The sequence below is a fragment of the Streptomyces sp. NPDC001070 genome (assembly GCF_053598835.1).
In genome coordinates this window covers 173,398-198,697 of sequence record NZ_JBSFLB010000015.1, presented here as the reverse complement: position 1 = coordinate 198,697, position 25,300 = coordinate 173,398, and the positions used below count along the sequence as shown (strand labels likewise).

Sequence of the window (25,300 nt, the reverse complement as noted above, 5' to 3'; positions counted from 1 at the left end):
GCCAGATCCAGTACCGACCCACCATCATCACCGGCTGCCTCATCGGCACCGGCCTCGCCACAAGCCCTGGCGACATCACACATTAATCCTCAGTATTGCTTCCCGCGGGATAGCGGGGCCATCGCCGATCAGCCGAGCAACGGTCACAGCTCGACACGTTGACCTCGGGCCATCGTGGGGCCGTGTAAGACGAACCGACGCTCCATCCCCACGACCTGGAACAAAGGTGATCAGGTGATTCCACGAATAGGCAGCGAAGTGATCGTCTCCTGTGAGCCGGCAACCGCTCGGGTGGTCGATGTGATTCGCTACATCACCCTGGAATGGCCATGGGGAACAATCGACAATAGCTCCAATTTCAGGTGGAACGGGCAAGTCGCCCTCCCGTACGGCGCCTCCCATCAGGAATGGAGTCCATACCGTCTCGAACCGGTAAGCACCACCTTCCGAGCAGGAGGATTCTGCGTCGTGTCCATCCCGCCGACCCGGCTCTACGTGGGGCACTTCGAGGAGTACGACCCGCCGCGCAACCTCGGCTGGGCTCCCGCACCCAGCGCAGGACTCTATGTCGTCCCGCCGGAGAGATGGGACGTGGACATGGAGGACGAGGAAATGGAGGACGCCGGGTACATGCTCTACCTGGGCGGTGCTGAGCCCATTCGAGTGGAACCGGTCAAGGACTGAGACGGGACACACTGGGTTTCAGCACCACCCGGACCAGCATCACGCAGTCCAAAGCCAGACAACGACCCAAGCTCAGCGATGTCGCGCCCGCAGTTCGCATCGAGGGGGTCATCGTGCCCGCTGCGTGCCCGTCCGGAGGGGACGCAGCGGGGACTCGCGGGGAACGGCGGCGCCAATCTCGCTCCGGGCCAGGTCAGGGAGTCGCCAGGTCAGCCGGCATCCGCATACTCCGTCTTCCAAACTGGTGCCACCAACAGCAGCGGCGTGATTCCTGGCACCCACCACCGGATTACTCGATCCACTCCGCTTCGACATCGTCGGGAACCCAGGGGAACGGTATCCACGGGTGCCTGGCGGCCCGGTGGGCGTCGGGGTCGAATGCGAGAACAGCGTCGACGAAGGCGCGGGGCGGCAGATAGCCGTGGTCGACGACGTAGTGGCCGATGAGTCTCGGGGCCGCAAAGGCCGCTCCGGAAGCGCCGGGGACGCGGATCTCTCCGGTACCCCAACTGGCGCGGTGGTTCCCAGGCCGCGGTACGTACCACGGGTGCGGATCGTCGAACGGGATCGCGCAGAAGTCGCAGGGGTGGATGCCCATCATCAGATTGATCGCTTGCGCCTCGATGATGGCCAGCAGATTGTCCGTGAAACCGACGGGGGCCGGCCCGGATGTCCAGGGCTCGTCCCCGCTCAGCCAACCGACGTTGAGGCGCTCGTACGGCGGCTGAAAGCATACGAATCGCAAGCTGTTGGGGTCCGGGTCGGGGAACGTGTCGCCGTCGTTGGTGTACTCGTAGCGGCTGAGATCCTCGTAGAACATCGACGCATCAGACCACCATTGCAGCCGCTGTGGCCAGCGAGTTCCCGATGGCACCGGCTGAGTGTCTAACTGCGCTACAACGACCCCGCACGTGCGCATACAACCACGGACGCTCGCGGACGGTCCGCCCAGGTCACGAGCGGTTCGACCGCAGGTCACAAGGTCGCGCGCATTGCTTCGGGACGAAGAGACCCCCGTGCCCGTTGCGTGCCCGTTCCGGCGGGACATTGCGGGGACTCACGGGGAACAGGGGCGCCAACCACGCTCCGGGCCAGGTCAGGGAGTCGCCAGGTCAGCCGGCATCCGCATACTCCGTCTTCCAAACTGGGTGCATTTCCCGTGGTGCGAATCGGGCGAGGGGCCTACCTTTACGCCGTGGACGGAGACAAGCACGACCTCGCCGTATGGCTTGAGTCCAGGCGCCTGATGGTCCCGAACCGCACGCACGTCGCAACACTGCGCCGACTCATCCCGGAGGACGATGACCCTCTGCTGATGGCGGCCTACGACGAGGTCAGCGATCCCACGGCTGTTGCGGTGGCCTCTGCACAACAGCAGAAGGCTGGGCAACGACGTCGACGGCTTCTCCGTCTCGCTGCCCGCCAGCGGCACGATTCCTGACATCACCAACTGACATCAACGTCCCAAGACGCCAGCAGATGGGGCCGGCTGCTGGCGGAGCCACCACCGTGCGCGGCCGAGGCATCTGGCAGGTTGAGGCGAGTGGGGCTCGAAAAAGCGGGAGTCGCCCCGCACAGATGGCACCACTGCGGGGCCGTCTCTGGGCCGTCCGACGGCAGCCAACGACGACAGATGACGACAGTCGCCGACGCCACTTTCCCTGCTCAGGGGCGGTGCTCCGAACACCGTCGCAGGTGCCATCCCCCGGACGGAAGTAGAGGAAGTCCAGAGGTTCGGCGGAGGATGACGGGCATGACCTCCTCGCGACCCCCGCTCAACCGCGCACTCGCCGAGTTCGGGACCACGATCTTCGCCGAGATGTCCGCCCTCGCCGTCCGCACCGGCGCGATCAACCTCGGCCAGGGCTTCCCGGACACCGACGGCCCCGAGGAGGTGCGCGAGGCCGCCGTGCGGGCGCTGCGCGACGGCCGCGGCAACCAGTACCCGCCCGGGCCCGGTGTCCCCGAGCTGCGCCGGGCCGTCGCGGAGCACCAGCTGCGCTTCCACGGGCTGGGGTACGACCCCGACACCGAGGTACTGGTCACCGCGGGCGCCACGGAGGCCATCGCGGCCGCCATGCTCGGGCTGCTGGAGCCGGGCGACGAGGTGATCGCCTTCGAGCCCTTCTACGACTCGTACGCCGCGTGCATCGCCATGGCCGGCGCCCGCCGCGTCCCGCTCACCCTGCGCGCCCCCTCGTTCCGCCCCGACCTGGACGCGCTGCGCGAGGCGGTCACCCCGCGGACCCGGCTGCTGCTGCTCAACAGCCCGCACAACCCCACCGGCATGGTCCTCACCCGCGAGGAGCTGGCGGCCATCGCGGAGCTCGCCGTCGAACGCGACCTGATCGTGGTCACGGACGAGGTCTACGAGCACCTGACGTACGGGGCCGAGCACGTGCCGCTCGCGTCCTTCCCCGGCATGCGGGACCGCACGGTCACCATCTCCAGCGCGGGCAAGACGTTCTCGTTCACCGGCTGGAAGGTCGGCTGGGTCACCGCCGCCCCCGCCCTGGTCAGCGCCGTGCGCGCGGCCAAGCAGTATCTGACCTACGTCAGCGCCGGGCCCTTCCAGTACGCGGTGGCCGAGGCGCTGGCGCTGCCGGACTCGTACTTCCGGGACTTCCGCGAGGACCTGCGGCGCAAGCGGGACCTGCTCTCCGACGGCCTGGAGGAGGCCGGGTTCCGGGTCTTCCGCCCGGAGGGCACGTACTTCGTCACCACCGACATCCGGCCGCTCGACGAGAAGGACGGCCTGGCCTTCTGCCGGGCCCTGCCCGAGCGCTGCGGGGTCGTGGCCGTGCCGAACGTGATCTTCTACGACAACGCGGAGGAGGGGCGCAGCCTGGTGCGCTTCGCCTTCTGCAAGCGCGAGGACGTGCTGCGGGAGAGCGTGGAGCGGCTGCGCCGGCTCTGATCCGGACGTACGGGCGGCGCCCCGGACTGCGCCCGGAAAGACGGCAGCCCGGCAGCGCGCGGCCGCTCATCGGCGGTCGCGTCGCGGCCGGGCTGCCGTGGTGCGGGTCGCGTGCGTCCGGGGGCGTGCGTCCGGGGAACGGACGCTCAGTCCTCGCCGTCGTCGTCCGTGGACTCCGCGTCCTTCTCCAGTCCCAGGGCCTCGAGGATCCACTTCTCGAACTCGATGGAGGCCCGGACCCAGCTGACGGTGCTGGAGACGAAGTGCTCCAGGCCGACGCCGAGGCCGATCAGCATCTGGGCCTCGCCGATCAGACGGACCGCGCCGTCGTCGTGAGTGTGGGTGTAGACCTTCGGCCACAGGGTGCGGCGGTTCCAGTCGTCGATCGCCTCGTGCAGCTGAGGCTTGTCCTCAATGCTGTACGGCCGGTCGTAGAAGGTGCGGACCGCGAAGATCTGCTGGTCCTCCTCCCCGCGGAACATGAAGTAGGTGCGGAACTCCTCCCACGGCGCGGCGAGGTCGCCCTCCTCGTCGACGACGTACTTGAGCTCCATCTGCTCCAGCAGCTGCTTGACCAGATCCTGGTCAGGAATGACCACGTTCCCGGCAGGGCCGGGCTGGGGGTCCGGCTGGCCCCCGAAATTCGGAATCGAGGACGGGTCGATGCTCACCTTGGAGTTCCCTTCGTACGGATAACCCCATCCTCCCTCACGGCGGGCCGAGCTGTGCAAGCGCGGCCCGCCGTGCCCCATTCGCGTCGGATTCCGCGCGGGGCGGCGTCCTCAGAGGGTCTTGCCGGTGGCCGCGCCGACCAGCAGCTGGTCGCCGACCCGGTCGACCCGCACCGTGTCGCCGTCCCTGACCTCGCCGGCCAGGATCTCCCTGGCCAGCTGGTCGCCGATGGCGGTCTGCACCAGGCGGCGCAACGGGCGGGCGCCGTAGGCGGGGTCGTTGCCCTCCTCGGCGAGCCAGTCCAGGGCCTCGTCGGTGATGTCGAGGTCGATCCGCCGGTCGCGCAGCCGGGCCGCCAGGCGGTCGGTCTGCAGGCGGGCGATGCGTCGCAGCTCGTCCTTGTTCAGCGCGGTGAAGACCACGATGTCGTCGAGCCGGTTGAGGAACTCGGGCTTGAAGGAGGTCCGGACCGTCTCCAGCACGCTCTCCCTCTTCTCCTCGTCGCCGAGGACCGGGTCGACCAGGTACTGGCTGCCGAGGTTGGAGGTGAGGATGAGGATGGTGTTGCGGAAGTCGACCGTGCGGCCCTGCCCGTCGGTGAGCCGGCCGTCGTCGAGCACCTGGAGCAGGACGTCGAAGACCTCGGGGTGGGCCTTCTCCACCTCGTCCAGCAGCACCACGGAGTACGGGCGGCGGCGCACCGCCTCGGTCAGCTGACCGCCCTCCTCGTAGCCGACGTAACCCGGAGGGGCACCGACCAGGCGGGCGACGGAGTGCTTCTCTCCGTACTCGCTCATGTCGATGCGGACCATGGCCCGCTCGTCGTCGAAGAGGAAGTCCGCGAGCGCCTTGGCCAGCTCGGTCTTGCCGACACCGGTCGGGCCGAGGAAGAGGAACGAGCCGGTGGGCCGGTCGGGGTCGGCGATGCCGGAGCGCGAACGGCGCACCGCGTCGGAGACCGACCGCACCGCCTCGGTCTGGCCGATCAGCCGCCTGCCGAGCTCCTCCTCCATGCGCAGCAGCTTCTGGGTCTCGCCCTCCATGAGACGGCCGGCCGGGATGCCGGTCCAGGCGGCGACCACGTCGGCCACGTCGTCCGGGCCGACCTCCTCCTTGACCATGGTGCCCCGCTTGGCCACCTCTTCCGCCTCGGTGGCCTCCGCGAGCTCCGCCTCCAGCTTCGGCTTCTCGCCGTACAGCAGCTTGGACGCGGCCTCGAAGTCGCCGTCGCGCTGGGCGCGCTCGATGCGGGTGGTCAGGTCGTCCAGGCGTTCCTTGAGCTCACCGACCCGGTTCAGGCCCTCCTTCTCCTTCTGCCAGCGGGCCGTCAGACCGCGCAGTTCCTCGTCCTTGTCGGCGAGGTCCTTGCGCAGCTTCTCCAGACGCTGCTTGGAGGCCTCGTCGGTCTCCTTCTCCAGCGCCATCTCCTCCATCCGGAGGCGGTCGACGGAGCGCTGCAGCTCGTCGATCTCCACGGGCGAGGAGTCGATCTCCATGCGCAACCGGGAGGCGGCCTCGTCGACCAGGTCGATGGCCTTGTCGGGCAGGAAGCGTGCGGTGATGTAGCGGTCGGAGAGGGTCGCGGCCGCGACCAGGGCGGCGTCGGCGATCTGCACCTTGTGGTGCGCCTCGTAGCGCCCCTTGAGCCCGCGCAGGATCGCGATGCTGTCCTCGACGCTGGGCTCGGCCACCAGCACCTGCTGGAAGCGGCGCTCCAGGGCCGGGTCCTTCTCGATCCGCTCGCGGTACTCGTCGAGCGTGGTCGCGCCGACCATGCGCAGCTCGCCGCGGGCCAGCATCGGCTTGAGCATGTTGCCCGCGTCCATGGCGGAGTCGCCGCCGGCGCCCGCGCCGACGACGGTGTGCAGCTCGTCGATGAACGTGATGATCCGGCCGTCGCTGGCCTTGATCTCCGCCAGCACCGCCTTCAGCCGCTCCTCGAACTCACCGCGGTACTTGGCACCGGCGACCATCGCGCCGAGGTCCAGCGCGACCAGGCGCTTGTTGCGCAGGCTCTCGGGCACGTCGCCCTTGACGATGCGCTGGGCCAGGCCCTCGACGACGGCGGTCTTGCCGACGCCGGGCTCGCCGATGAGCACCGGGTTGTTCTTGGTGCGCCGGGACAGCACCTGCACCACGCGCCGGATCTCGTTGTCCCGGCCGATCACCGGGTCGAGCTTGCCCTCGCGGGCCGCCGCGGTGAAGTCCGTGCCGTACTTCTCGAGCGCCTTGTACGTGCCCTCGGGATCGGGTGTCGTCACGCGCTGCCCTCCCCTGATCTGCTCGAACGCGTCCTGCAGCCTGCTGCCGGTCGCACCGTACTGCTTCAGCAGCTCACCGGCGGGGCCGCCCTTGAGGGCGATGCCGATGAGCAGATGCTCGGTGGACACGTACGCGTCCCCGAGCTCCTTCGCGCGCCCCGCCGCGTCGGCGATCACGGCCAGCAGGTCGCGGTTGGCCTGCGGCGGCGCCACCGTGCTCCCCTGCACGCTGGGCAGTCCGCCCAGCAGCCGCTCGGCCCCGGACCGCACCGCTGCGGCGTCCGCGCCGGTGGCCGCGAGGACGTCCAGCACGCTGTCGTTCTCCGGCTGCTCCAGCAGCCCCAGCAGCAGGTGCACGGGGGTCAGGTCCGCGTGCCCTGCCGAGACCGCCCTGGTGTTGGCGGCATTCAGGGCCTCCCGGCTCTTGTTGGTCAGCTCGGCGTCCACGTCCGCGTACTCCTCCTTCTGGGCCGACATCGAAGCTGCTTTTTCCAGCGTAAGACAAGTTGAGTCTATTCCACTCAAGGTTGGTTTCCAAGACGAGAGCGCCGGGCGCCGCGCGTCGCCCACGGGTACGGCCGGCCCGCGCCCCCGCCTCACCCGGGTACCGTCACCCCCATGGCCATCGATCCCCGCAGCCCCGACCCCGGCTACCTCGCCTTCTGGCGGGAGTACCTCATGAGCACCCTCACCACCCACCGCCCCGACGGCACCCCGCACGTCGTGCCGGTCGGGGTGACGTACGACCCCGAGGCGGGGCTGGCCCGGGTGATCACCAACAAGGCGAGCCGCAAGGTCGCCAACGTCCTGGCGGCCGGCGCCGAGGGCGCCCGGGTCGCCGTGTGCCAGGTCGACAAGGGACGGTGGGCGACGCTGGAGGGCGTGGCCCGCGTCAACACCGACCCGGACGCCGTCGCCGACGCCGTACGGCGCTATGCCGAGCGCTACGGCCGTACCCCCGCCCCCAACCCGGACCGGGTCGTCGTCGAGATCGCGCTGACCCGCGCCATGGGCCGCGCCTGACCCTCGCCCGGGCCCCTCCGGCCCTGTCGATCCCGCCCCCGAAACACCCCTGCATGCTGCATGATTGACGCTCCGGCAGATTCGGGTGTCGTGACGTTACGGGGAGGTGCCCGGCAGTGGCACGGGTTGTGGGAATCGATCTGGGCACGACGTACTCCGCGGTCGCGGTGGCGGACCGGACCGGCACCGCCTCCATCGTCCGCAATCGCGAGGGCGAGAACATCACCCCGTCCGTGGTGATGTTCCAGGGCGACATCGTGGTCGTCGGCTCGCAGGCGAAACGGTCCGCGGCCACCGCACCGGACCACGTGGTGCAGTTCGTCAAGCGCTACATGGGCGAGCCCACCCCGGTGTACACCTCGGAGTCCGGCACCTCCTTCCGCCCCGAGGAGATCTCCGCGCTGATCCTCAAGCGGCTCAAGGAGGACGCGGAGATGATGCTCGGCGAGCCCGTCGAGCGCGCCGTGATCACCGTCCCCGCGTACTTCGACGACGCCCGCCGCAAGGCCACCCAGGACGCCGGCCGGATCGCCGGCCTGGAGGTGCTGCGCATCGTCAACGAGCCGACCGCGGCCGCTCTGGCGTACGGCGTCGACAGGGACGAGGACGAGCGGGTCGGCACCGTCCTCGTCTACGACCTGGGCGGCGGCACCTTCGACGTCACCGTCATGAAGGTCGAGGACGGCGAGTACGACGTCGTCGCCACCGACGGGGACCGCAACCTCGGCGGCTTCGACTGGGACGGGGCGCTGATGGAGCACCTCAACGGCGCCTTCATGGCGGCCGGCGGCCCCGACCTCACCGACGACACCGCCACCCTCGCCGAGCTGCGCGACAAGGCGGAGATCGCCAAGCGCACCCTCTCCAGCGCCCCGCAGGCCGTCGTCATGCTCTCCGCGGGCGGCCGCCACGAGCAGATCCGCATCACGCGGGAGAAGTTCGACGAGCTCACCGCCGAACTCCTGGACCGCACCCGGATCCTCACCGAGGGCGTCCTCGAGGAGTCCGGACTCACCTGGGACGACATCGACAAGGTGCTGCTGGTCGGCGGCTCCACCCGCATGCCGCAGGTGCCCGCCCTCGTCGAGCGGCTGTCGGGGAGGAGCGCGGAGCGCGGCGTCAACCAGGACGAGGTGGTGGCGCTGGGCGCCGCGCTGATCGCCCTGGACGCCGAGGTCCGCGCCGAACAGGCCGCGGAGAAGAAGAAGTACATCGGCAGCGGCGCCCACGTGGAGTCCTCCCCGGGCGACGGCCTCGCCCGGCTCACCAAGGGCAAGGTGAGGTCCATCAGGGACGTCACCTCCCAGTCCCTCGGCATGATCGCCGTGCACGACGACGCACCGGGCTCACCCGAGTACAACGCGGTGATCGTCCCGCACAACACCACCGTCCCGGCGAAGCAGAGCGACACCTTCTACACGGTCAGGGAGCGCCAGACCGCGCTGCGCGTCCAGGTCACCGAGGGCGAGGGCGAGGACCTGGACTACGTGAAGGTCGTCGGCGAGAGCACCCTCAAGATCCCGCCCTACCCCAAGGGCGCCCCCTTCGAGGTGTTCTACGCCTACGACGTGGACGGCATCATCCACGTCGAGGTCAAGGACCTGACCTCGGGCGAGTGGCTCGGCGAGTTCGAGGTCGAGCGCCCCGACAACCTGGGCACCGAAGAGCTGGAGGAACTCAGCGACCGGGTGTCCCGCACCGCGGCCCTCTGACCGGAGCGGAGCCGACGCCCCATGACCACGACCGACGTACCCGACTACTACGCCGAGTTCGGGATCGGCACCGGCGACTCCGCCGAGGAGATCGGCAAGAAACTCGACCGCGAGCACCGCAGCTGGGCGGGCAAGGCGAGCAAGGCCCCCACCGCCGACAAGCGCCGCGAGGCCGAGGACAAGGTGCGTCGCGTCCTGGAGGCCCGCAGGGCGCTCACCGACCCCTCCGCCCGCGCCCTGTACGACCAGCGGCTCGCCCGGTCCCGCAAGCAGGGAACGGCGCCCCGCCGGCCGGAGGCCGTACAGCCGACCCTCGGCGGCACGGTGCGCGACTGGGTGGGCAACGCCGAGCGGAAGATCGAGGACGGCGACCTCCAGGCCGCCGAGTACGAACTGCGCCAGGCCGTGCACCACGACGACCGCAACGCCTACGCCTGGCGGCTGCTGGGCGCCGTCCACCAGGACCTCGGCGCGTACCAGGACGCCCTGCAGGAGCACCGCCGGTCCCTCGAACTGCAGCCGGACGACGCCTCGACGCACTTCCACATCGGCAACGTCCACACCGCGCTCGGTGATCACAACACCGCTCTGACCTGGTACATGAAGGCCGCCGCCCTCACGCCCGGCGACCTGGGGACCGAACTCGCCATCGGCGACGGCCTGTACGCCTCCTCCCGCTTCGACGAGGCCCTTGTCTGGTACGAGAAGGCGCTGGCGCACAGCCCCCGGCACACGGGACTGCGCGACCAGATCAGCCGCATCTGGTCGCTGCGCGCCGAGGGCGCCATGATCACCCACCCGGTCACCCGGCGGCTCGTCGTCGCCGCCGAGGACGCCGCCCGGCGCATCCTGCACTGCGTCGACCAGGGCCTGGCCGTACGCCCGGCCGATCCGGACCTGGTGGGGCGGCTGGAGTTCTACCGGGGGCTCGCCCGCGAGTCCCTGGGCAAGACCTGGCGATGGCACAAGAGCATGCTCTGGGTGGTCGTCCCCGCCGTCGTGGCGATGTTCCTGCCGTTCAGGGCGTACGTCCTGCTCGTACCGGTCGCCGCCGTCGCGCTCATCGTGTGGATCGGCGTCAAACCGCGCTGGTGGCACACCCGCGCGTCCCTCCCCCGGCACCTCCTCGACCCGCCGCAGCAGTTCTGGAGCCGCGCATGAGCACACCGCCGCCACCGCCGCCGCAGGTCCCGCCCGTACCGCCCGTACCGGCCGTGCCGCCTCAGCCCCCCGGGCCGCCGGGGCCCGAGGGGGCGTCGTGGGCCGAGGCCGTCTCCGTGCCGGAACCCCCCGTGGACGCCGTCCTGGAGGACGGCCCGGACGCCTCCCCGCAGTCCGCGCCCGATCCCTTCGCGGTGGTCGCCGACGCCGTCGACGGACTGCGCGAGGAAATGGCCGTGCTCGGCGACCAGTTCCGCCGCAGACTGCTCAACGACCGCGAGGGCCGCCGCAGTCTGGACGAGCTGCGCGCCGAGCTCGACCACACGCGCAAGGCCGCCGAGGGCCGGCTGATGCAACCGCTGCTCTACGACCTCGTCCTGCTCCTGGACCGCATCGACCGCCACCTCGGCGTCGACGGCGGCTTCGCCGACTCGGTCGGCGCCGAGCTGCTGACCGTCCTGGAGAAGTACGGCATGACCCGCATCCCGGTCACCGCGGGGCGCTTCGACCCCGCCCTCCAGGAGGCCGTCGGCACCGTCCCCGCGCCACGGCCGGAGCTGGCGGGCGACGTCGCCGAGGTGGTACGCCACGGCTACCGCGTCGGGGACCGCGTCGTCCGCCCCCAGCAGGTCCGCGTGCACGCGACCGCGTGACCGAAGGAAGCCAGGGAAGCCAAGGAACCCAAGCACCCCGAGGAACCCAGGGAGCCCCGGAATGCCCAGGACCACACAGCTGCGCACGTACACCATCAAGCCGGAGATGCTCGACGCCTGGCTCGACCTGTGGCACGCCGAGATCGTCCCGCTGCGCCGTGCCCACGGCTTCGACATCGGCCTGGCCTGGGTGGACCGCGAGCGCGGCCAGTTCGTCTGGCTGATCTCCTACGACGGCGAGGACGGCTTCGCCGCGGCCAACGCCCGCTACTGGAACAGCCCCGAGCGGGAACGGATGCCGCTGCAGCCCGAGGACTACCTCGTCGGCAGCGAGGTCCGCGACGTCGAACCGGCCTGAGCCGCGGCCCACACCGCGGCCGCCGCCCACAGCGGCAGCCAGGCCGCCGCCAGCAGCGCGCCCGCGCCGACCGCGGCGCCCGCCACGCCCATCTCCCGGCGCCGGGCCCACGCGGACCCGGCGCCGCCCACCACCAGCAGCGCCGCCACCACCGGGACCGGCACCAGCCCCGCGTAGCGCGGCACGCCCACGTCCCCGTACGCCGCCACGCCCACGCTCACCAGCGCCAGCGCCATCAGCCCGGCGATCCACCACGGCCCCTCGCGCCGCGCCCCCAGCCGCAGCCCCGCCCACATCGCCACCGTGGCCAGCCCCACGTCCAGCCCCGCGGCTCCCCAGTTCGTGCCGAGCGGCACCGCGCCGGCCACCATTCCCGCGGCCAGCCCCACCACGACTCCGGCTCCCAGGTCCCTGTGCGGCATACGAGGCGTGTTCCCCACCGCGCGGCCCACACGCCCGCCCCGCCCCGCACGGCCACCCCTTCGGCGGGCACCGACCCGTACGGGCACGGCCTGATCACAAGCGCCCGGAAGGACTTGGCACAGGCGTTCGGGACCTGCCAGGATTTTGCTCCTCAGGGAGGGATCTTTGACCACATCCATACGCGCCCGCGCCACCGCGCTCGCGCTCGCCACGGCCGCCACCGGATTCGCGGTGCCCGCCGGCACCGCCCACGCGGCGACCACCTGCTCCACCGGGGTCTGGCTGGCGTCCTACTACGCCAACACCACCTTCAAGGGCACCCCGGCGAAGACCGCCTGCGACACCTCGATCAACGAGAACTACGGCACCGGCGACCCCGCCGGCGTCACGCTGCCGAAGGACAACTTCGGCGTCCGCTGGAGCCTCACGCGCGACTTCGGCTCCGGCGGGCCGTTCACCTTCACCGCCGCCGCCCGCGACGGGATCCGCGTCTACCTCGACGGCACCCGCAAGATCGACCTCTGGAAGGACGTGAGCACCACACAGAACAAGACGCTCAACCTCACGATCCCCAAGGGCAAGCACACCCTCCGCGTCGACTTCGCCGCGTTCAAGGGCAGCGCCAACGTCAAGTTCACGTACGCGCCGCGCACGTCGGCATCGGTGGACAAGACGAAGCCGCTCGCGCCGTCCGGGCTCAAGGCCCCGGCCAGCGGGCACGCGTTCGCGCTCGCGTGGACGCGGGGCGCGGAGATGGACCTCGCGGGGTACCGGGTGTACCGCCGTACGGGCACGGGCGGTTGGACGCGGATCAGCGGCAGCGTCCTCGTGACCACCACGAGCTACCGCGACCTGCCGGCGTCCACGGGGGCCAAGTACTCCTACGCGGTCTCCGCCGTCGACAAGGCCGGCAACGAATCGGGCATGTCGGCCGCGGTCACCGTCACGTCGATCGACGAACTGGCCCCGGCCGCGCCGGCCGGCCTGAAGGCCGCGGTGACCGCCGACGGCAAGGGCTACGCGCTCACCTGGAACCCGGTCGCGGACGCGGCGAAGTACCAGGTGTACCGGGCCGAGTCGACGGCAGGTCCGTGGACGGAGCTCGGCACCGTTCCGGCCCCGTCGTACACGGACACCACGGTCGCCACCAAGACGCAGTACTACTACGCCGTCGACGCGACGGACGCCGCGGGCAACATCTCCGGCCGGTCGGCGGCCGCGGGTGCGACCCCGCTGACGCCGCCGCACCCCGAAGCCCCCGGCGACCTGGCGGCGGCCCCCGCGGGGGCCCTCCTCGGCGTCAAGCTGACCTGGAGCATGCCCCGGGCGCAGACGGTCGGAACGTTCACCGTCCACCGGTCGGCCACCTCGCCCGTGGACCCGGCCACCGCGACCGACGTGGCCTGCACCATCCGCGCCGAGGGCGAGCTCGGCTCCGACCCCGTCCGGTACAGTTGCACCGACACCAGCGACTCCCTGAAGCGCGGCGTGACCTACCACTACGCCGTCACCCAGACCGCCGACGGCGTCGTGTCGCCCCTCTCCAACGAGGCCGCCTTCACCCTCCCCGGCGACGAGGAACCCCCGGCCAAGGTCTCCGGCCTGACCGTCGAGGCGACCGAGTACGGGGCGCGCCTGCGCTGGGACCCCAACACCGAGCCGGACCTGGCCCGTTACACGGTCTACCGCGGCGAGCTCTACGAGGACGAGGGCCAGCGGGTCTGCTACGCCGCCGCGGTCGAGTGGCTGAGCCCGGGCACCACCGAGTACCTCGCCGAGCGGCTGCCCGACGGCGAGGAGGGCTGCTACTTCGTCGACGCCGAGGACATCTGGGGCAACTCCCTGTTCCTCTCGGAACGCGACACCAATGTGGTGGAGTTCACCGAGCTCGACCTCACCCCGTCCGTGGAGACCCCCGAGGGCTCCCCGGTCCGCTTGACCGCCGAGGACGTCAGGGACGGCGTGCGGCTGGGGTGGAACGACGTGGCCGACGCCGTCGGCTACCTCGTCTACCGCTGGGACCGTGACAGCGGCAGCTACGAGAGCCTCACCCCGGAACCGGTGACCGGCACCGGCTGGACCGACACCACCGCCCCGCGCGGCACCACCCACTTCTACTGGGTGAAGGCCGTGTACGCGGACGGGTCGGAGTCCGCGCCGGGCGGGAACTACGCGATCCTCGCCCCGTAACGACGGGACACCGGCGGCACACCCGGGCGGGCCTTGCGATAATCGCAAGGCCCGCCTTACTCTGTAGACATGGACCCGAACGTCATCGAACGTGTACGCACCGTGATGGACGCGGCCGCGATGACCAAGGCCGCCTTCGCCCGGTCGGTCGGGCTCACGCCCGACAAGCTGTCGAAGTCGCTGAGCGGCGTGCGCCGCTTCACCTCGCTGGACCTGGCGCTGATCGCCGAGGCGGGCGGCACGACCGTGGACTGGCTGCTCACCGGCAACGAGCCGCTGCGCCCCGCGCTCGCGGCCCGGACGCGCAGCGACACCGCCGCCGATCCGGTGGGCGCGCAGCAGGTGACGGCCCGGTTCGCGGCCGCGTACGAGGTGCTGGAGCTGCTGGGCCGCACAGGGGAGTTGCCCGCGGTCCCGGAGGCCGACCCGGCGCTGGACCGGTACGCGGCGCAGGGCGAACGGCTGGCGGCCGAGGCGTTGGAGCGGCTGCGGGCCGCGGAGCTCGGTACGGACGAGCTGATCGCGGCGATGGAGGAGCGCTTCGGGGTGGACGTCGCCATCACCGGGCTTCCCCAGGGTGTGGACGGCCTGGCGTGGCAGGCCGACTCCTTCCGCCTCGTCCTGCTCGCGCCCACCGGCGTGTGGACCCGGCAGCGCTTCACCCTGGCGCACGAGCTCTGCCACATCCTCGCCAAGGACGCCCGCAGCGTGGTCGTGGAGTCCCATGTCGCCCCCGGCCGGCAGAAGGACCTGGCCGAGGTCAGGGCCAATGTCTTCGCCTCGCATCTGCTGATGCCCGCACAGGAGCTGACGGACGCCGCGACGGCGGAGGGCGAGATCTCGGACTCCGTCTTCGAGCGGCTGGTCGTACGCTTCCGGGTGTCGCCCAGCGCGCTCGCCGCCCGGCTGCACCAGCTGGGCCTGATCGACGCCGCACGCCGCAAGCAGCTGCGCGCCCTCACCACCGAGGCATGTCATCTGCTGGCCGGCGCCGGCGACGACTTCCAGAAGCAGGCCTCGCGGGCCTCGGCGGAACGCTTCCCGCCGCGCGTGGCCTCGGAGTTGTACAAGGCGTACCTGGCGGGGGAGACGACCCTGCGCCCGCTCGCGGCACTGCTGGACACCGACGTGGAAGGGCTGCACGACCTCCTGGCCCCCGAGCCTCCCCCCGGCAACGGCACCGAGCAACAGGACGCGGAAGAAGGGGATCTGGTCTTCCAGCCATGACCACGTGGTGGTTCCCGGACAACACCGTCCTGTGCAACTTCGCCGCCGTCGACCGGCTGCTCCTGCTGGAGAAGGTGCTGGACGGCCGCGGCCGCTGGACCCAGGCCGTGGCCTGGGAGGCCGCCCGCTCCGCGCGCTTCCTGCCGCGGCTGGCCGGACTGGCCGGGGCCGGGTGGCTCGGCGAGCCCGTGGAGATCACCGACGACGCCGAGCTCCGGGAGGTCGACCGGTTGCGCCGCGCGGTCTTCGGCGGCTCGTCCCACGCGCCGACCAAGCACCTCGGCGAGGCCGAGACATGCATGCTGATCACCCGGCGCCGCGAGTTCCGCGGCTCCGTCTGGATCACCGACGACCGCTCGGCCCGCGACTTCGCGCGCCGCCGCGGCATCACCACCAAGGAGACCTTCGACCTCATGCGGGACGCCTGCGCCGAAGGGCTCGTCCCCGCGGCCGAGGGCCATCTCCTGCTGCACGCGATGGTCGCCTCGGGGCGCTTCCTGCACCGTGTGTCGCGGGGCCCCGCCGACCTCCTGGCCTAGAACCCGCCGGTAAGTGGGCGCCGCCCGCTCACTCCGGCCGCTTGGGCCGCCACACCACCAGCGCGGAGGTCTGCTGGACGTCCTGATAGGGCACCAGGTCGCGCCGGTAGGAGGCGTGGACGGCCGCCTCGCGCTGCTGCATCGCCGCCGCCGCGCCCTCGAGGGCCGCGGACAGCTCGGCGACGCGCGACTGCAGGGCCGCCACCTGGTTCTCCAGCTCGATGATGCGCTTGATGCCGGCCAGGTTGATGCCCTCGTCCTGGGAGAGGCGCTGGACCTCGCGCAGGAGTTCGATGTCACGAGCCGAGTAGCGGCGGCCGCGCCCGGCCGTGCGGTCGGGCGAGACCAGGCCGAGGCGGTCGTACTGGCGCAGGGTCTGTGGGTGCAGGCCGGAGAGCTGTGCCGCCACCGAGATGACGTAGACGGGCGATTCGTCGGTCAGCTCGTACGGGTTGCGGCCCCGTCCGCCACGCATGCCGCCGCTCGTGTTCACCGGCTCAGACTCCCTTCGCGGCCTTGAACAGCTCTGCCCGCGGATCGGTGTCCGCGGTCGCCTCCCGGTACGCCTCCAGGGCGTCCAGCGCCTTGCCCTCGGTGGCCGCGGGAACGGCGACCTCGATGGTGACCAGCAGGTCCCCGCGTGTGCCGTCCTTGCGGACCGCGCCCTTGCCGCGGGCCCGCAGCGTGCGCCCGTTGGGCGTGCCGGCCGGCAGCTTCAGGGTCACGGCGGGGCCGCCGAGCGTCGGGACCTTGATCTCACCGCCCAGGGCGGCCTCCACGAAGGTGACCGGCACGGTGACGGTGAGGTTGTCGCCCTTGCGGCCGAAGACCGGGTGCGAGTCGACGTGCACGGTGACGTACAGGTCGCCGCCCGGGCCGCCGCGCTCGCCGGGGGCGCCCTTGCCGCGCAGCCGGATGCGCTGCCCGTCGGTGACGCCCGCCGGGATGCGCACCTGCATGGTGCGCGCCGAACGGGCCCGGCCGCTGCCGCTGCAGACCTCGCAGGGATCCTGCGCGATCAGGCCGCGGCCCTTGCAGTCCGCGCACGGGTCGGTGAGCGAGAAGCTGCCGCTGCCGCCGCGCGAGACCTGGCCGGTGCCGACGCAGGTCGGGCACACCCGGGGCGTGCCGTTCTTGTCGCCGGTGCCCGAACAGGCCTTGCAGGGGGCCTGGCTGGTCATCTTCAGCGGCACGGTGGCGCCGTCCACCGCCTCGGTGAACTTCAGCGTCACCTCGGTCTCGATGTCCTGGCCGCGCCGCGGCTGCGTACGTGTCGCGCCGCCGCCTCGGTTGAACAGCCCGCCGAACACGTCCCCGAGGCCGCCGCCGAAGCCGCCGCCCTGGGCGGTGCCGCCGGGACCACCGCCGAAGAGGTCACCGAGGTCGAAGCCGAAGCCGCCCGCGCCGGCCGGGCCGGTGCGGAAGCCGCCGTTGCCGAAGAGGGCGCGGCCCTCGTCGTACTCCTTGCGGCGCTTGGGGTCCGACAGGACGTCGTTCGCCTCGGAGATCTCCTTGAAGCGCTCCTCGGCCTTGGCGTCGCCCTTGTTGGCGTCCGGGTGGAACTCGCGGGCGAGCTTCCGGTACGCCTTCTTGATCTCCGCCTCGGTGGCGTCCTTCGGGACGCCGAGGACCTTGTAGAGATCCTTTTCGAACAAATCCCTGCTGATGCTCATCCCCGGCGTCCCTCCTTCCGTTCGTCGCCCACGTCAGCCCTGTTCGGGGCCACCGTTCTCCTCGTCCGCCGTGTCGTCGTTCTTCTGCGGGCCCTGCGAGCCCGGCTGGGGCTCGGCGACGGCCACCCGCGCGGGGCGGATGGTGCGCTCACCGATGCGATACCCGGGCTGCAGGATCTGCACGCAGGTGGTCTGCGTGACGTCCGGCGAGTAACTGTGCATCAGGGCCTCGTGCACCAGCGGGTCGAAGGGCTCGCCCTCCTTGCCGAACTGCTGCAGCCCCATCTTGGCGGCGACCGTCTCCAGGGACTCGCCGACCGACTTGAACCCGCCGACCAGCTCCTTGTGGTCCCGGGCACGGCCGATGTCGTCGAGCACCGGGAGCAGTTCGGTGAGCAGGTTCGCGATCGCGATCTCGCGGACCGCGATCCGGTCCCGCTCCACCCGGCGGCGGTAGTTCTGGTACTCCGCCTGGAGCCGCTGGAGGTCCGCCGTGCGCTCACCGAGCGCCGTGCGCACCTGGTCCAGCTGCGCCTGCAGAGCGACATTGGCGTTCGCGTCCCCGGCCGGGGCCGCCGGGCCCGCCTGGTCGGCGGACCCGGCGCCGGGCCCCGCCTCGCCGGGGGAGTCCCCCGGCGCTGCGGAGCCGGCCTCGGCAGAGGGGACGACAGGCTCCTCCTCGAAGCCCGGGGTCTCCTCCGTCACGCGGCACCGTCCTTCTTGTCCTCGTCGACGATCTCGGCGTCCACGACGTCGTCGTCGGCCTGGGCCCGGTCCCCGCCCGCGGCACCGGCGGCACCGGCCGCGCCACCCTCGGCCTGGGCGTTGGCGTACAGCGCCTGGCCCAGCTTCTGGGAGGTGGCGGCGACCTTCTCGGTGGCCTCGCGGATGGCGGCGGAGTCCTCGCCCTTCAGCTTCTCCTTGAGGTCCGCGACGGCCGCCTCGACCTCGGTCTTGACGTCACCGGGGACCTTGTCCTCGTTGTCCTTGAGGAACTTCTCGGTCTGGTAGACCAGCTGCTCGGCCTGGTTGCGGGTCTCGGCGGACTCGCGGCGCTTGTGGTCCTCCTCCGCGTACTGCTCGGCCTCGCGCATCATGCGGTCGATGTCGTCCTTCGGCAGCGCGGAGCCACCGGTGACGGTCATGCGCTGCTCCTTGCCGGTACCGAGGTCCTTGGCGGAGACGTGCATGATGCCGTTGGCGTCGATGTCGAAGGCGACCTCGATCTGCGGGATGCCGCGCGGCGCCGGCGGGAGGCCGGTGAGCTCGAACATGCCGAGCTTCTTGTTGTACGCGGCGATCTCGCGCTCACCCTGGTAGACCTGGATCTGCACCGACGGCTGGTTGTCCTCGGCCGTGGTGAAGATCTCCGAGCGCTTGGTCGGGATCGTGGTGTTGCGCTCGATCAGCTTGGTCATGATGCCGCCCTTGGTCTCGATACCGAGGGACAGCGGGGTGACGTCGAGCAGCAGGACGTCCTTGACCTCGCCCTTGAGCACACCGGCCTGCAGCGCGGCGCCGATGGCGACGACCTCGTCCGGGTTGACGCCCTTGTTGGCGTCCTGACCGCCGGTCAGCTCCTTGACGAGCTCGGCGACGGCGGGCATACGGGTCGAGCCGCCGACGAGAACGACGTGGTCGATCTCGGAGAGCTGGATGCCGGCGTCCTTGATCACGTTGTGGAACGGGATCTTGCAGCGCTCCAGCAGGTCCGCGGACAGCTGCTGGAACTGGGCGCGGGTGAGCTTCTCGTCCAGGTGCAGCGGGCCCTCGGCGGACGCCGTGATGTAGGGCAGGTTGATCGAGGTCTCGGTGGACGAGGACAGTTCGATCTTCGCCTTCTCGGCGGCCTCGCGCAGACGCTGCAGCGCCATCTTGTCCTTGGACAGGTCCACGCCGTGACCCGAGGCGAACTGCTTCACCAGGTAGTCGACGATGCGCTGGTCCCAGTCGTCACCACCGAGGTGGTTGTCGCCGTTGGTGGCCTTCACCTCGACGACGCCGTCGCCGATCTCCAGCAGCGAGACGTCGAAGGTACCGCCACCGAGGTCGAAGACGAGGATCGTCTGGTCGTCCTTGTCCAGGCCGTACGCCAGGGCGGCGGCCGTGGGCTCGTTGACGATGCGCAGGACGTTCAGACCCGCGATCTCGCCGGCCTCCTTGGTGGCCTGGCGCTCGGAGTCGTTGAAGTACGCCGGGACGGTGATGACCGCGTCGGTCACCTTCTCGCCCAGGTAGGCCTCGGCGTCCCGCTTCAGCTTCTGCAGGATGAAGGCGCTCATCTGCTGCGGGTTGAAGTCCTTGCCGTCCAGGTTGATCTTCCAGTCGGTGCCCATGTGGCGCTTGACCGACCGGACGGTCCTGTCGACGTTGGTGACGGCCTGGCGCTTGGCGACCTCGCCGACGAGCACCTCGCCGTTCTTGGCGAAGGCGACGACGGACGGCGTGGTCCTGGCACCCTCGGCGTTGGTGATGACGGTGGGCTCGCCGCCTTCGAGAACGCTGACGACGGAGTTAGTCGTGCCCAGGTCGATGCCGACCGCACGTGCCATGGTGGAATCCTCCAGCTGCCTACTTGAGTGGAACTGGCTCAAGGGTGCCGCACACCTCCGAGTCTGTCAACAGACCTGAGTCGTGGCGACTCAACTTATGGGCCAGCCCTCCGCGCACGGCCGGTCACGGCGCGCGATCGCCCGGCGCCGGGGCGCCCCCGGCCGCCCGGGGAAGGCACCCCTCAGCGACACAGATCACCGGCGGCGCGGCTACGCACGTGCGCGGATACTGGGTAGTCTCAGGAGAACCACATAAGTTACTGCTTAGTATTCAGCCGGGCATCAGCCCCGAGCCTCCGCTCTCGCAGGTCCGAGGAGCCCCGAAATGCAACTCGCCGCGATCATCGTGTCGCTGGTACTCGCCGTGGTCGGCGTGGCGCTGTTCAGCCGCGCCATCGCCCAGATCTACCGGTTCGTACGACTCGGCCAGGACGTCCCCGCGGGCACCCGCACCGACGACTGGCGCGCACGAACCGTCACGGTCGTCCGGGAGTTCCTCGGCCACACCCGCATGAACCGCTGGGGCGTGGTCGGCGTCGCCCACTGGTTCGTCGCCGTCGGCTTCTTCTCCCTCGTGCTCACCCTGGTGAACGCCTTCGGCCAGCTCTTCCAGGCCGACTGGACGCTGCCCGTCATCGGCCACTGGCTGCCCTACGAGGTGTTCGTCGAGTTCATCGGCCTGATGACGACGCTCGGCATCCTCACGCTGATCACGATCCGCCAGCTGTCGCGACCGGGCCGCGCGGGCCGCAAGTCCCGCTTCGCGGGCTCCAACACCGGCCAGGCCTACTTCGTCGAGTCCGTCATCCTCATCATCGGTCTCGCGATCATGACTCTGCGCGGCCTGGAGGGCGCCCTGGCCGACGTGCACGGCTACGAGGCCGCCTACTTCGCCTCGTACCCGCTCGTCGCGGCCTTCAGGGGGCTGGACGTCACGACGCTGCAGAACCTGGTCTACCTCACCGCGATGATCAAGATCGGGACCTCCTTCGTCTGGATGATCACGGTCTCGCTCAGGACGGACATGGGCGTCGCCTGGCACCGCTTCCTGGCCTTCCCGAACATCTGGTTCAAGCGGAACGCCGACGGCGCCGTCGCGCTCGGCGCCCTGCAGCCGATGACCTCCGGCGGCAAGCCGATCGACTTCGAGGACCCGGGCGAGGACGACGTCTTCGGCGTCAGCCAGGTGGAGCAGTTCTCCTGGAAGGGCATCCTCGACTTCTCCACCTGCACCGAGTGCGGCCGCTGCCAGTCGCAGTGCCCCGCCTGGAACACCGGCAAGCCGCTCTCCCCGAAGCTGCTGATCATGTCGCTGCGCGACCACGCGCACGCCAAGGCCCCGTACTTGCTCGCGGGCGGCGGCAAGACCATGGAGGGCGAGGAGAAGGCCTCCGAGGAGCAGCTCAAGGACGTCCCCGCGGCGGCCCTCGCCGAGGCCGAGCGCCCGCTCATCAGCACCGCCGAGGAGAACGGCGTCATCGACCCGGACGTGCTGTGGTCCTGCACCACCTGCGGCGCCTGCGTCGAGCAGTGCCCGGTGGACATCGAGCACATCGACCACATCGTCGACATGCGCCGCTACCAGGTCATGATCGAGTCCTCGTTCCCGTCCGAGGCGGGCACGATGCTCAAGAACCTGGAGAAGAAGGGCAACCCCTGGGGCCTGCCCAAGAAGCAGCGGCTCGCCTGGGTCAAGGAGGTCGACTTCGAGGTCCCCGTCGTGGGCGAGGACATCGAGGACCTCAGCGAGGTCGAGTACCTGTACTGGGTCGGCTGCGCCGGCTCCCTGGAGGACCGCGCCAAGAAGACCACCAAGGCCTTCGCCGAGCTGCTGAACATCGCGGGCGTGAAGTTCGCGATCATGGGCGGCGAGGAGAACTGCACCGGTGACTCCGCCCGCCGCCTGGGCAACGAGTTCCTCTTCCAGCAGCTCGGCGCCGAGAACGTCGCGATGCTGAACATGGCCTTCGGCGAGGACGACGAGGACGAGTCGACGAAGAAGCCGAAGGCGCAGAAGAAGATCGTCGCCACCTGCCCGCACTGCTTCAACACCCTGGCGAACGAGTACCCGCAGCTCGGCGGCGAGTACGAGGTCATCCACCACACCCAGCTGCTGCAGCACCTGGTCGACGAGGGCAAGCTCGTCCCCGTCACCCCGGTCGAGGGCATCATCACGTACCACGACCCCTGCTACCTGGGCCGCCACAACAAGGTCTACACGCCGCCGCGCGAGATCATCGCCAAGGTGCCGGGCCTGCGGAACGAGGAGATGCACCGCCACAAGGAGCGCGGCTTCTGCTGCGGTGCCGGCGGCGCGCGCATGTGGATGGAGGAGCGGATCGGCAAGCGCATCAACAACGAGCGCGTGGACGAGGCGCTGTCCGTCAACCCGGACATCGTCTCCACCGCCTGCCCGTTCTGCCTGGTGATGCTCTCCGACTCCGTCAACGGCAAGAAGAACGAGGGCAAGGCCAAGGAGTCGCTGCAGGTCGTCGACGTCTCGCAGCTGCTGCTGGAGTCCGTCAAGACCCCGCTCGACCCCGACGGCGAGCAGGCGACGGCCGCCGAGCCCGAGCCGGAGCCCGCGAAGTAACCCGGCCCGCGACACGTCGCGAGAACGCCGGTGGGCGCGTACGGATCCCGTACGCGCCCACCGCGTTTCGCGTCGCGCCCGGCCGGCCCCCTCAGCCGCCGATCCCGGCCTGCCGCAGGAGCGCGGCGAAGGATGCGGGGTCGAACAGCTTCTGCAGGTCCGCCTGGGACACCGCCTTGCCGTCGATCTTCACGTACGGGGTGCCGGTGGCACCGCTCCTGACGAACGCCTCCTCGGAGGCGGCCACGAAGCTCGCGTACGACTGCTTCTTCACCGCCGTGTCGAAGGCGCCGCCGCGCAGCCCCTTCACGCCCTCGGCGAGCTTCAGCAGATACGCGTCCGTGAAGCCGTCCACCTGCTCCTCGGGCTGGTTGGCGTAGAGCGACTCGTGGTACGTGGCGAAGGCGCCGGTGCCCGCCTCGACGGACGCACGCAGGGCGCCCGCCGCCTTCTTCGAGCCGCTGCCCCTCAGGTTGTCGTCCAGGAACGAGGCCAGGGTGTACTGCAGCTTGATGTCGCCGGCCTTGGCGAGCGCGGCCAGCTGCGGCCCGGAGGCCGTCTCGAACGCCTTGCAGATCGGGCAGCGCGGGTCCTCGTAGACGTGCACCGTCTTCGGGGCCGCCGGGTCGCCCACCGTGATCGTCGTCCCGTCCGCCTCCAAGCGGGCGGGCAGCGCGGCCAGCACCGCGGGGTCCGGCTTCGTCGGCACCTCGCCCACGACGGACGACGGGGCGGCGGAAATCCCTGCGGCCGACGAGTGCGAGGACCCGGAATCGGTCGTCAGCAGCCCGCACCCCGCCACCGACAACGTCAGCAGCCCCGCGACCGCGGCGCTCACCGCGACCCGCGCTGAGGTGCGCGCGGTCCCGCGCGCGGCATTCCGTACGGCCCTGACAACCATCGGCACTTCCCGTCCCTTCGGATCGACTCCGACCCGAACGGTAGGGGCTCGGGCGCGCGAATGCGTAATGCGCGGCCCGCCGCCCGCTCCGGCCGGGGCCCGTTCGTACCGGACACGTATCGCATCCGACCCGCCGGGCCCACGCGGTGCCGGCACTGCGCCCAGAACACTGCGGGCGTCCCCGGCTCCGACGAGACGTACGACGGCTTCGGCGTCGAGCTGCACATCGACGACGTCAACGGAGACGGCAAGGCCGACCTGACCAGCACCGCCATCGGCGAGAACTGCGGCAACGGCTCGGTCACCGCCCTGCGCTCCGACGGCAGCAAGATCACCACCTCCGGGCGCCGCGTCGCCCCCAGCCCGGTGGGCCTCTCCACCACCGGCAGCCCCCCGTTCGGCGCCGACTTCACCGACTGACCGAACCCACCACACCGGTTCCACCGCACCGGCTCCACCGCTTCGGCGGCCCGCCTCCCCTCCAGGGGGCGGGCCGTGGAATCTGTCACAGCTTGGCAGCAAAGCCCCTCGAGGGGCGGGCGGCCCCGCCCTCCGCCCCCGGGACCGGGTACGTTCGAAACGTGGCTGGATTCAGGAACGGACGCGGACGGGACGGGGACGTGCAGCACCCGCATCAGCAGTACGGCGGCTACCCGCAGCAGAACACCTCGCCGGGCGGGCAGCAGCCCCACCACGGCGGCTTCACACCGGCCGCCGACGGTGAGCCGGAGTACTTCGGCGCCCCGGCGTCGTCCCCCTCGTACGACGACAACCCCGGGCACACCCGCGCCTTCTCCATCGGCGACGCGCCCGACGCCTACGACCCCTACGCACCGCAGACGCCGCACCCGGACCACGTTTCCACCTACCGCGCGGGCCGGACCTCCGCGCCCCCGTCCGGCCCCCGGCTGAGCTGGAAGCCGCTGCTGAGCGGGATCGTCCTCCGCCCGTCCGCCACCTTCTGGCAGATGCGCGACCACCAGGTGTGGGGCCCCGCCCTGATCGTGACGTTCCTCTACGGGCTGCTCGCCGTCTTCGGCTTCGACAGCGCCCGCCAGGACGTGATCGACGCCACCCTCTCCAACAGCGTCCCGTGGGTGCTCTGCACGGCCGTCGCCGTCATCCTGAGCGGCCTGATGCTCGGCGCGGTCACCAACGCCCTCGCCCGCCAGCTCGGCGGCGACGGCGCCTGGGCGCCCACCATCGGCCTGGCGATGCTCGTCACGTCGCTCACCGACGCCCCCCGGCTGGTCTTCGCCATCTTCCTGGGCAGCGCCAACAGCTTCGTCCAGTTCCTCGGCTGGGCCACCTGGATCGGCTGCGCCGCGCTGCTGACCTCCATGGTCGCCAAGTCCCACGACCTGCCGTGGCCCAAGGCCCTGGGGGCGGCGTCGATCCAGCTGATCGCGCTGCTGGTGCTGTTCAAGCTGCCGGTGATCTGAGGCTCGCCCTCTGTGCCACGCGTAAGGGGCGCCACTTCTGGAGCGGCGCCCCTTACGCGTGCGTGGCCTTCGGCGCTTCGGTTCCCGCGGCCGTACGGCGGTGCGGCCTCAGGCGTCCAGCACCTGGCCGGCTCGTGGAGTCAAGGACGCGTGGAGTGTGGAACCGCCGGTGGTGCGCCGGTCCGGGTGGCGCCGCCGGCCTCCCTGACATCCGGCTGACGACCGCCGGGCGGCGGGAGGTGGCGACGAGCCGAGGTCGCGGTCTACACGCGGATCTCGCGGGACGACGCGATGCCCTCACGCGCGGCACGGGACTGCG

23 protein-coding genes are annotated in these 25,300 nt (G+C 70.8%); 14 read left to right on the top strand and 9 right to left on the bottom strand.

All coding sequences use genetic code 11. The features are described 5' to 3' along the window. Positions 1–468 precede the first annotated feature (468 nt). Positions 469–684: a hypothetical protein gene (locus ACWDAS_RS20260; protein WP_450392567.1), complete on the top strand. Its 216-nt coding sequence runs from the start codon at positions 469–471 to the stop codon at positions 682–684. A 289-nt stretch (positions 685–973) separates the two neighbouring features. On the opposite strand, the gene ACWDAS_RS20255 is transcribed toward ACWDAS_RS20260, so the two are convergent. Then, positions 974–1,504 (bottom strand): DUF7919 family protein, encoded by a 531-nt coding sequence (locus tag ACWDAS_RS20255; RefSeq protein WP_450392564.1) that lies wholly within the window; start codon positions 1,502–1,504, stop codon positions 974–976. A 375-nt stretch (positions 1,505–1,879) separates the two neighbouring features. Here ACWDAS_RS20255 and ACWDAS_RS20250 point away from each other — a divergent pair, with 375 nt between their 5' ends. Together ACWDAS_RS20250 and ACWDAS_RS20245 are read left to right on the top strand one after the other, a co-directional pair. Next, complete coding sequence (locus tag ACWDAS_RS20250) at positions 1,880–2,125, top strand: hypothetical protein (protein ID WP_450392562.1); 246 nt, start codon at positions 1,880–1,882, stop codon at positions 2,123–2,125. 303 nt (positions 2,126–2,428) lie between these two features. Beyond that, a complete protein-coding gene (locus ACWDAS_RS20245) occupies positions 2,429–3,601 on the top strand; it encodes a pyridoxal phosphate-dependent aminotransferase (protein ID WP_450392559.1) in 1,173 nt (390 codons plus the stop codon). 146 nt (positions 3,602–3,747) lie between these two features. Here the strand turns inward: ACWDAS_RS20245 and ACWDAS_RS20240 are convergent, their stop codons facing one another. Both ACWDAS_RS20240 and clpB read right to left on the bottom strand, forming a co-directional pair. Then, positions 3,748–4,272, bottom strand: a complete 525-nt coding sequence (locus ACWDAS_RS20240) for a YbjN domain-containing protein (RefSeq protein ID WP_450392556.1) — start codon at positions 4,270–4,272, stop codon at positions 3,748–3,750. 111 nt (positions 4,273–4,383) lie between these two features. Next, positions 4,384–6,981, bottom strand: coding sequence for an ATP-dependent chaperone ClpB (clpB, locus tag ACWDAS_RS20235; RefSeq protein ID WP_450392589.1), 2,598 nt, complete (start codon positions 6,979–6,981; stop codon positions 4,384–4,386). Positions 6,982–7,152: 171 nt separating this feature from the next. Here clpB and ACWDAS_RS20230 point away from each other — a divergent pair, with 171 nt between their 5' ends. The 5 genes from ACWDAS_RS20230 (at position 7,153) to ACWDAS_RS20210 (ending at position 11,441) form a co-directional block, all read left to right on the top strand. Next, complete coding sequence (locus tag ACWDAS_RS20230) at positions 7,153–7,557, top strand: pyridoxamine 5'-phosphate oxidase family protein (protein ID WP_450392553.1); 405 nt, start codon at positions 7,153–7,155, stop codon at positions 7,555–7,557. Between the two features lie 116 nt (positions 7,558–7,673). Then, the gene (locus tag ACWDAS_RS20225; RefSeq protein ID WP_450392550.1) at positions 7,674–9,269 is read left to right on the top strand and encodes an Hsp70 family protein; all 1,596 of its coding nucleotides are present in this window, start codon (positions 7,674–7,676) and stop codon (positions 9,267–9,269) included. 21 nt (positions 9,270–9,290) lie between these two features. Next, on the top strand, positions 9,291–10,430 hold the full coding sequence (locus ACWDAS_RS20220) for a tetratricopeptide repeat protein (protein WP_450392547.1): 1,140 nt from the start codon (positions 9,291–9,293) through the stop codon (positions 10,428–10,430). Further along, positions 10,427–11,083 carry a nucleotide exchange factor GrpE gene (gene grpE, locus ACWDAS_RS20215; RefSeq protein WP_450392544.1) on the top strand — a complete coding sequence of 219 codons (657 nt, stop codon included), beginning with the start codon at positions 10,427–10,429 and terminating at the stop codon, positions 11,081–11,083. The genes ACWDAS_RS20220 and grpE (ACWDAS_RS20215) overlap by 4 nt, the downstream gene beginning before the upstream one ends. A 61-nt stretch (positions 11,084–11,144) precedes the next feature. Continuing rightward, on the top strand, positions 11,145–11,441 hold the full coding sequence (locus ACWDAS_RS20210; protein WP_450392541.1) for an NIPSNAP family protein: 297 nt from the start codon (positions 11,145–11,147) through the stop codon (positions 11,439–11,441). On the opposite strand, the gene ACWDAS_RS20205 is transcribed toward ACWDAS_RS20210, so the two are convergent. Then, positions 11,399–11,863, bottom strand: a complete 465-nt coding sequence (locus tag ACWDAS_RS20205; RefSeq protein WP_450392538.1) for a hypothetical protein — start codon at positions 11,861–11,863, stop codon at positions 11,399–11,401. The two genes, ACWDAS_RS20210 and ACWDAS_RS20205, sit on opposite strands and share 43 nt — an antisense overlap. Before the next feature lie 166 nt (positions 11,864–12,029). On the opposite strand from ACWDAS_RS20205, the gene ACWDAS_RS20200 reads away from it, so the two are divergent. The 3 genes from ACWDAS_RS20200 to ACWDAS_RS20190 all read left to right on the top strand — a co-directional run bounded on the left by ACWDAS_RS20200 (position 12,030) and on the right by ACWDAS_RS20190 (position 15,820). After that, positions 12,030–14,054 carry a PA14 domain-containing protein gene (locus tag ACWDAS_RS20200; protein WP_450392536.1) on the top strand — a complete coding sequence of 675 codons (2,025 nt, stop codon included), beginning with the start codon at positions 12,030–12,032 and terminating at the stop codon, positions 14,052–14,054. Between the two features lie 69 nt (positions 14,055–14,123). After that, positions 14,124–15,281: an ImmA/IrrE family metallo-endopeptidase gene (locus tag ACWDAS_RS20195; protein WP_450392533.1), complete on the top strand. Its 1,158-nt coding sequence runs from the start codon at positions 14,124–14,126 to the stop codon at positions 15,279–15,281. Further along, the gene (locus tag ACWDAS_RS20190) at positions 15,278–15,820 is read left to right on the top strand and encodes a hypothetical protein (RefSeq protein WP_450392530.1); all 543 of its coding nucleotides are present in this window, start codon (positions 15,278–15,280) and stop codon (positions 15,818–15,820) included. The genes ACWDAS_RS20195 and ACWDAS_RS20190 overlap by 4 nt, the downstream gene beginning before the upstream one ends. 28 nt (positions 15,821–15,848) lie before the next feature. Here ACWDAS_RS20190 and ACWDAS_RS20185 read toward each other — a convergent pair whose 3' ends face one another. The 4 genes from ACWDAS_RS20185 to dnaK are packed head-to-tail and all read right to left on the bottom strand — an operon-like array spanning position 15,849 to position 20,045. Next, positions 15,849–16,295, bottom strand: a complete 447-nt coding sequence (locus tag ACWDAS_RS20185; RefSeq protein ID WP_450392587.1) for a heat shock protein transcriptional repressor HspR — start codon at positions 16,293–16,295, stop codon at positions 15,849–15,851. 22 nt (positions 16,296–16,317) lie between these two features. Continuing rightward, the gene (dnaJ, locus tag ACWDAS_RS20180) at positions 16,318–17,493 is read right to left on the bottom strand and encodes a molecular chaperone DnaJ (protein ID WP_450392527.1); all 1,176 of its coding nucleotides are present in this window, start codon (positions 17,491–17,493) and stop codon (positions 16,318–16,320) included. 33 nt (positions 17,494–17,526) lie between these two features. Next, complete coding sequence (gene grpE / locus ACWDAS_RS20175) at positions 17,527–18,198, bottom strand: nucleotide exchange factor GrpE (protein ID WP_450392524.1); 672 nt, start codon at positions 18,196–18,198, stop codon at positions 17,527–17,529. Further along, the gene (gene dnaK / locus ACWDAS_RS20170; protein WP_450392521.1) at positions 18,195–20,045 is read right to left on the bottom strand and encodes a molecular chaperone DnaK; all 1,851 of its coding nucleotides are present in this window, start codon (positions 20,043–20,045) and stop codon (positions 18,195–18,197) included. The genes grpE (ACWDAS_RS20175) and dnaK overlap by 4 nt, the downstream gene beginning before the upstream one ends. 325 nt (positions 20,046–20,370) lie before the next feature. On the opposite strand from dnaK, the gene ACWDAS_RS20165 reads away from it, so the two are divergent. Next, positions 20,371–22,638 (top strand): (Fe-S)-binding protein, encoded by a 2,268-nt coding sequence (locus ACWDAS_RS20165; protein WP_450392519.1) that lies wholly within the window; start codon positions 20,371–20,373, stop codon positions 22,636–22,638. Between the two features lie 91 nt (positions 22,639–22,729). Here the strand turns inward: ACWDAS_RS20165 and ACWDAS_RS20160 are convergent, their stop codons facing one another. Next, positions 22,730–23,539 carry a thioredoxin domain-containing protein gene (locus ACWDAS_RS20160; protein ID WP_450392584.1) on the bottom strand — a complete coding sequence of 270 codons (810 nt, stop codon included), beginning with the start codon at positions 23,537–23,539 and terminating at the stop codon, positions 22,730–22,732. Between the two features lie 60 nt (positions 23,540–23,599). Between ACWDAS_RS20160 and ACWDAS_RS20155 the strand changes: the two genes are divergently transcribed. Both ACWDAS_RS20155 and ACWDAS_RS20150 read left to right on the top strand, forming a co-directional pair. Beyond that, the gene (locus ACWDAS_RS20155; RefSeq protein WP_450392517.1) at positions 23,600–23,959 is read left to right on the top strand and encodes a hypothetical protein; all 360 of its coding nucleotides are present in this window, start codon (positions 23,600–23,602) and stop codon (positions 23,957–23,959) included. A gap of 161 nt (positions 23,960–24,120) precedes the next feature. Next, positions 24,121–24,981, top strand: coding sequence for a Yip1 family protein (locus tag ACWDAS_RS20150; protein ID WP_450392514.1), 861 nt, complete (start codon positions 24,121–24,123; stop codon positions 24,979–24,981). Positions 24,982–25,300: the final 319 nt, after the last annotated feature.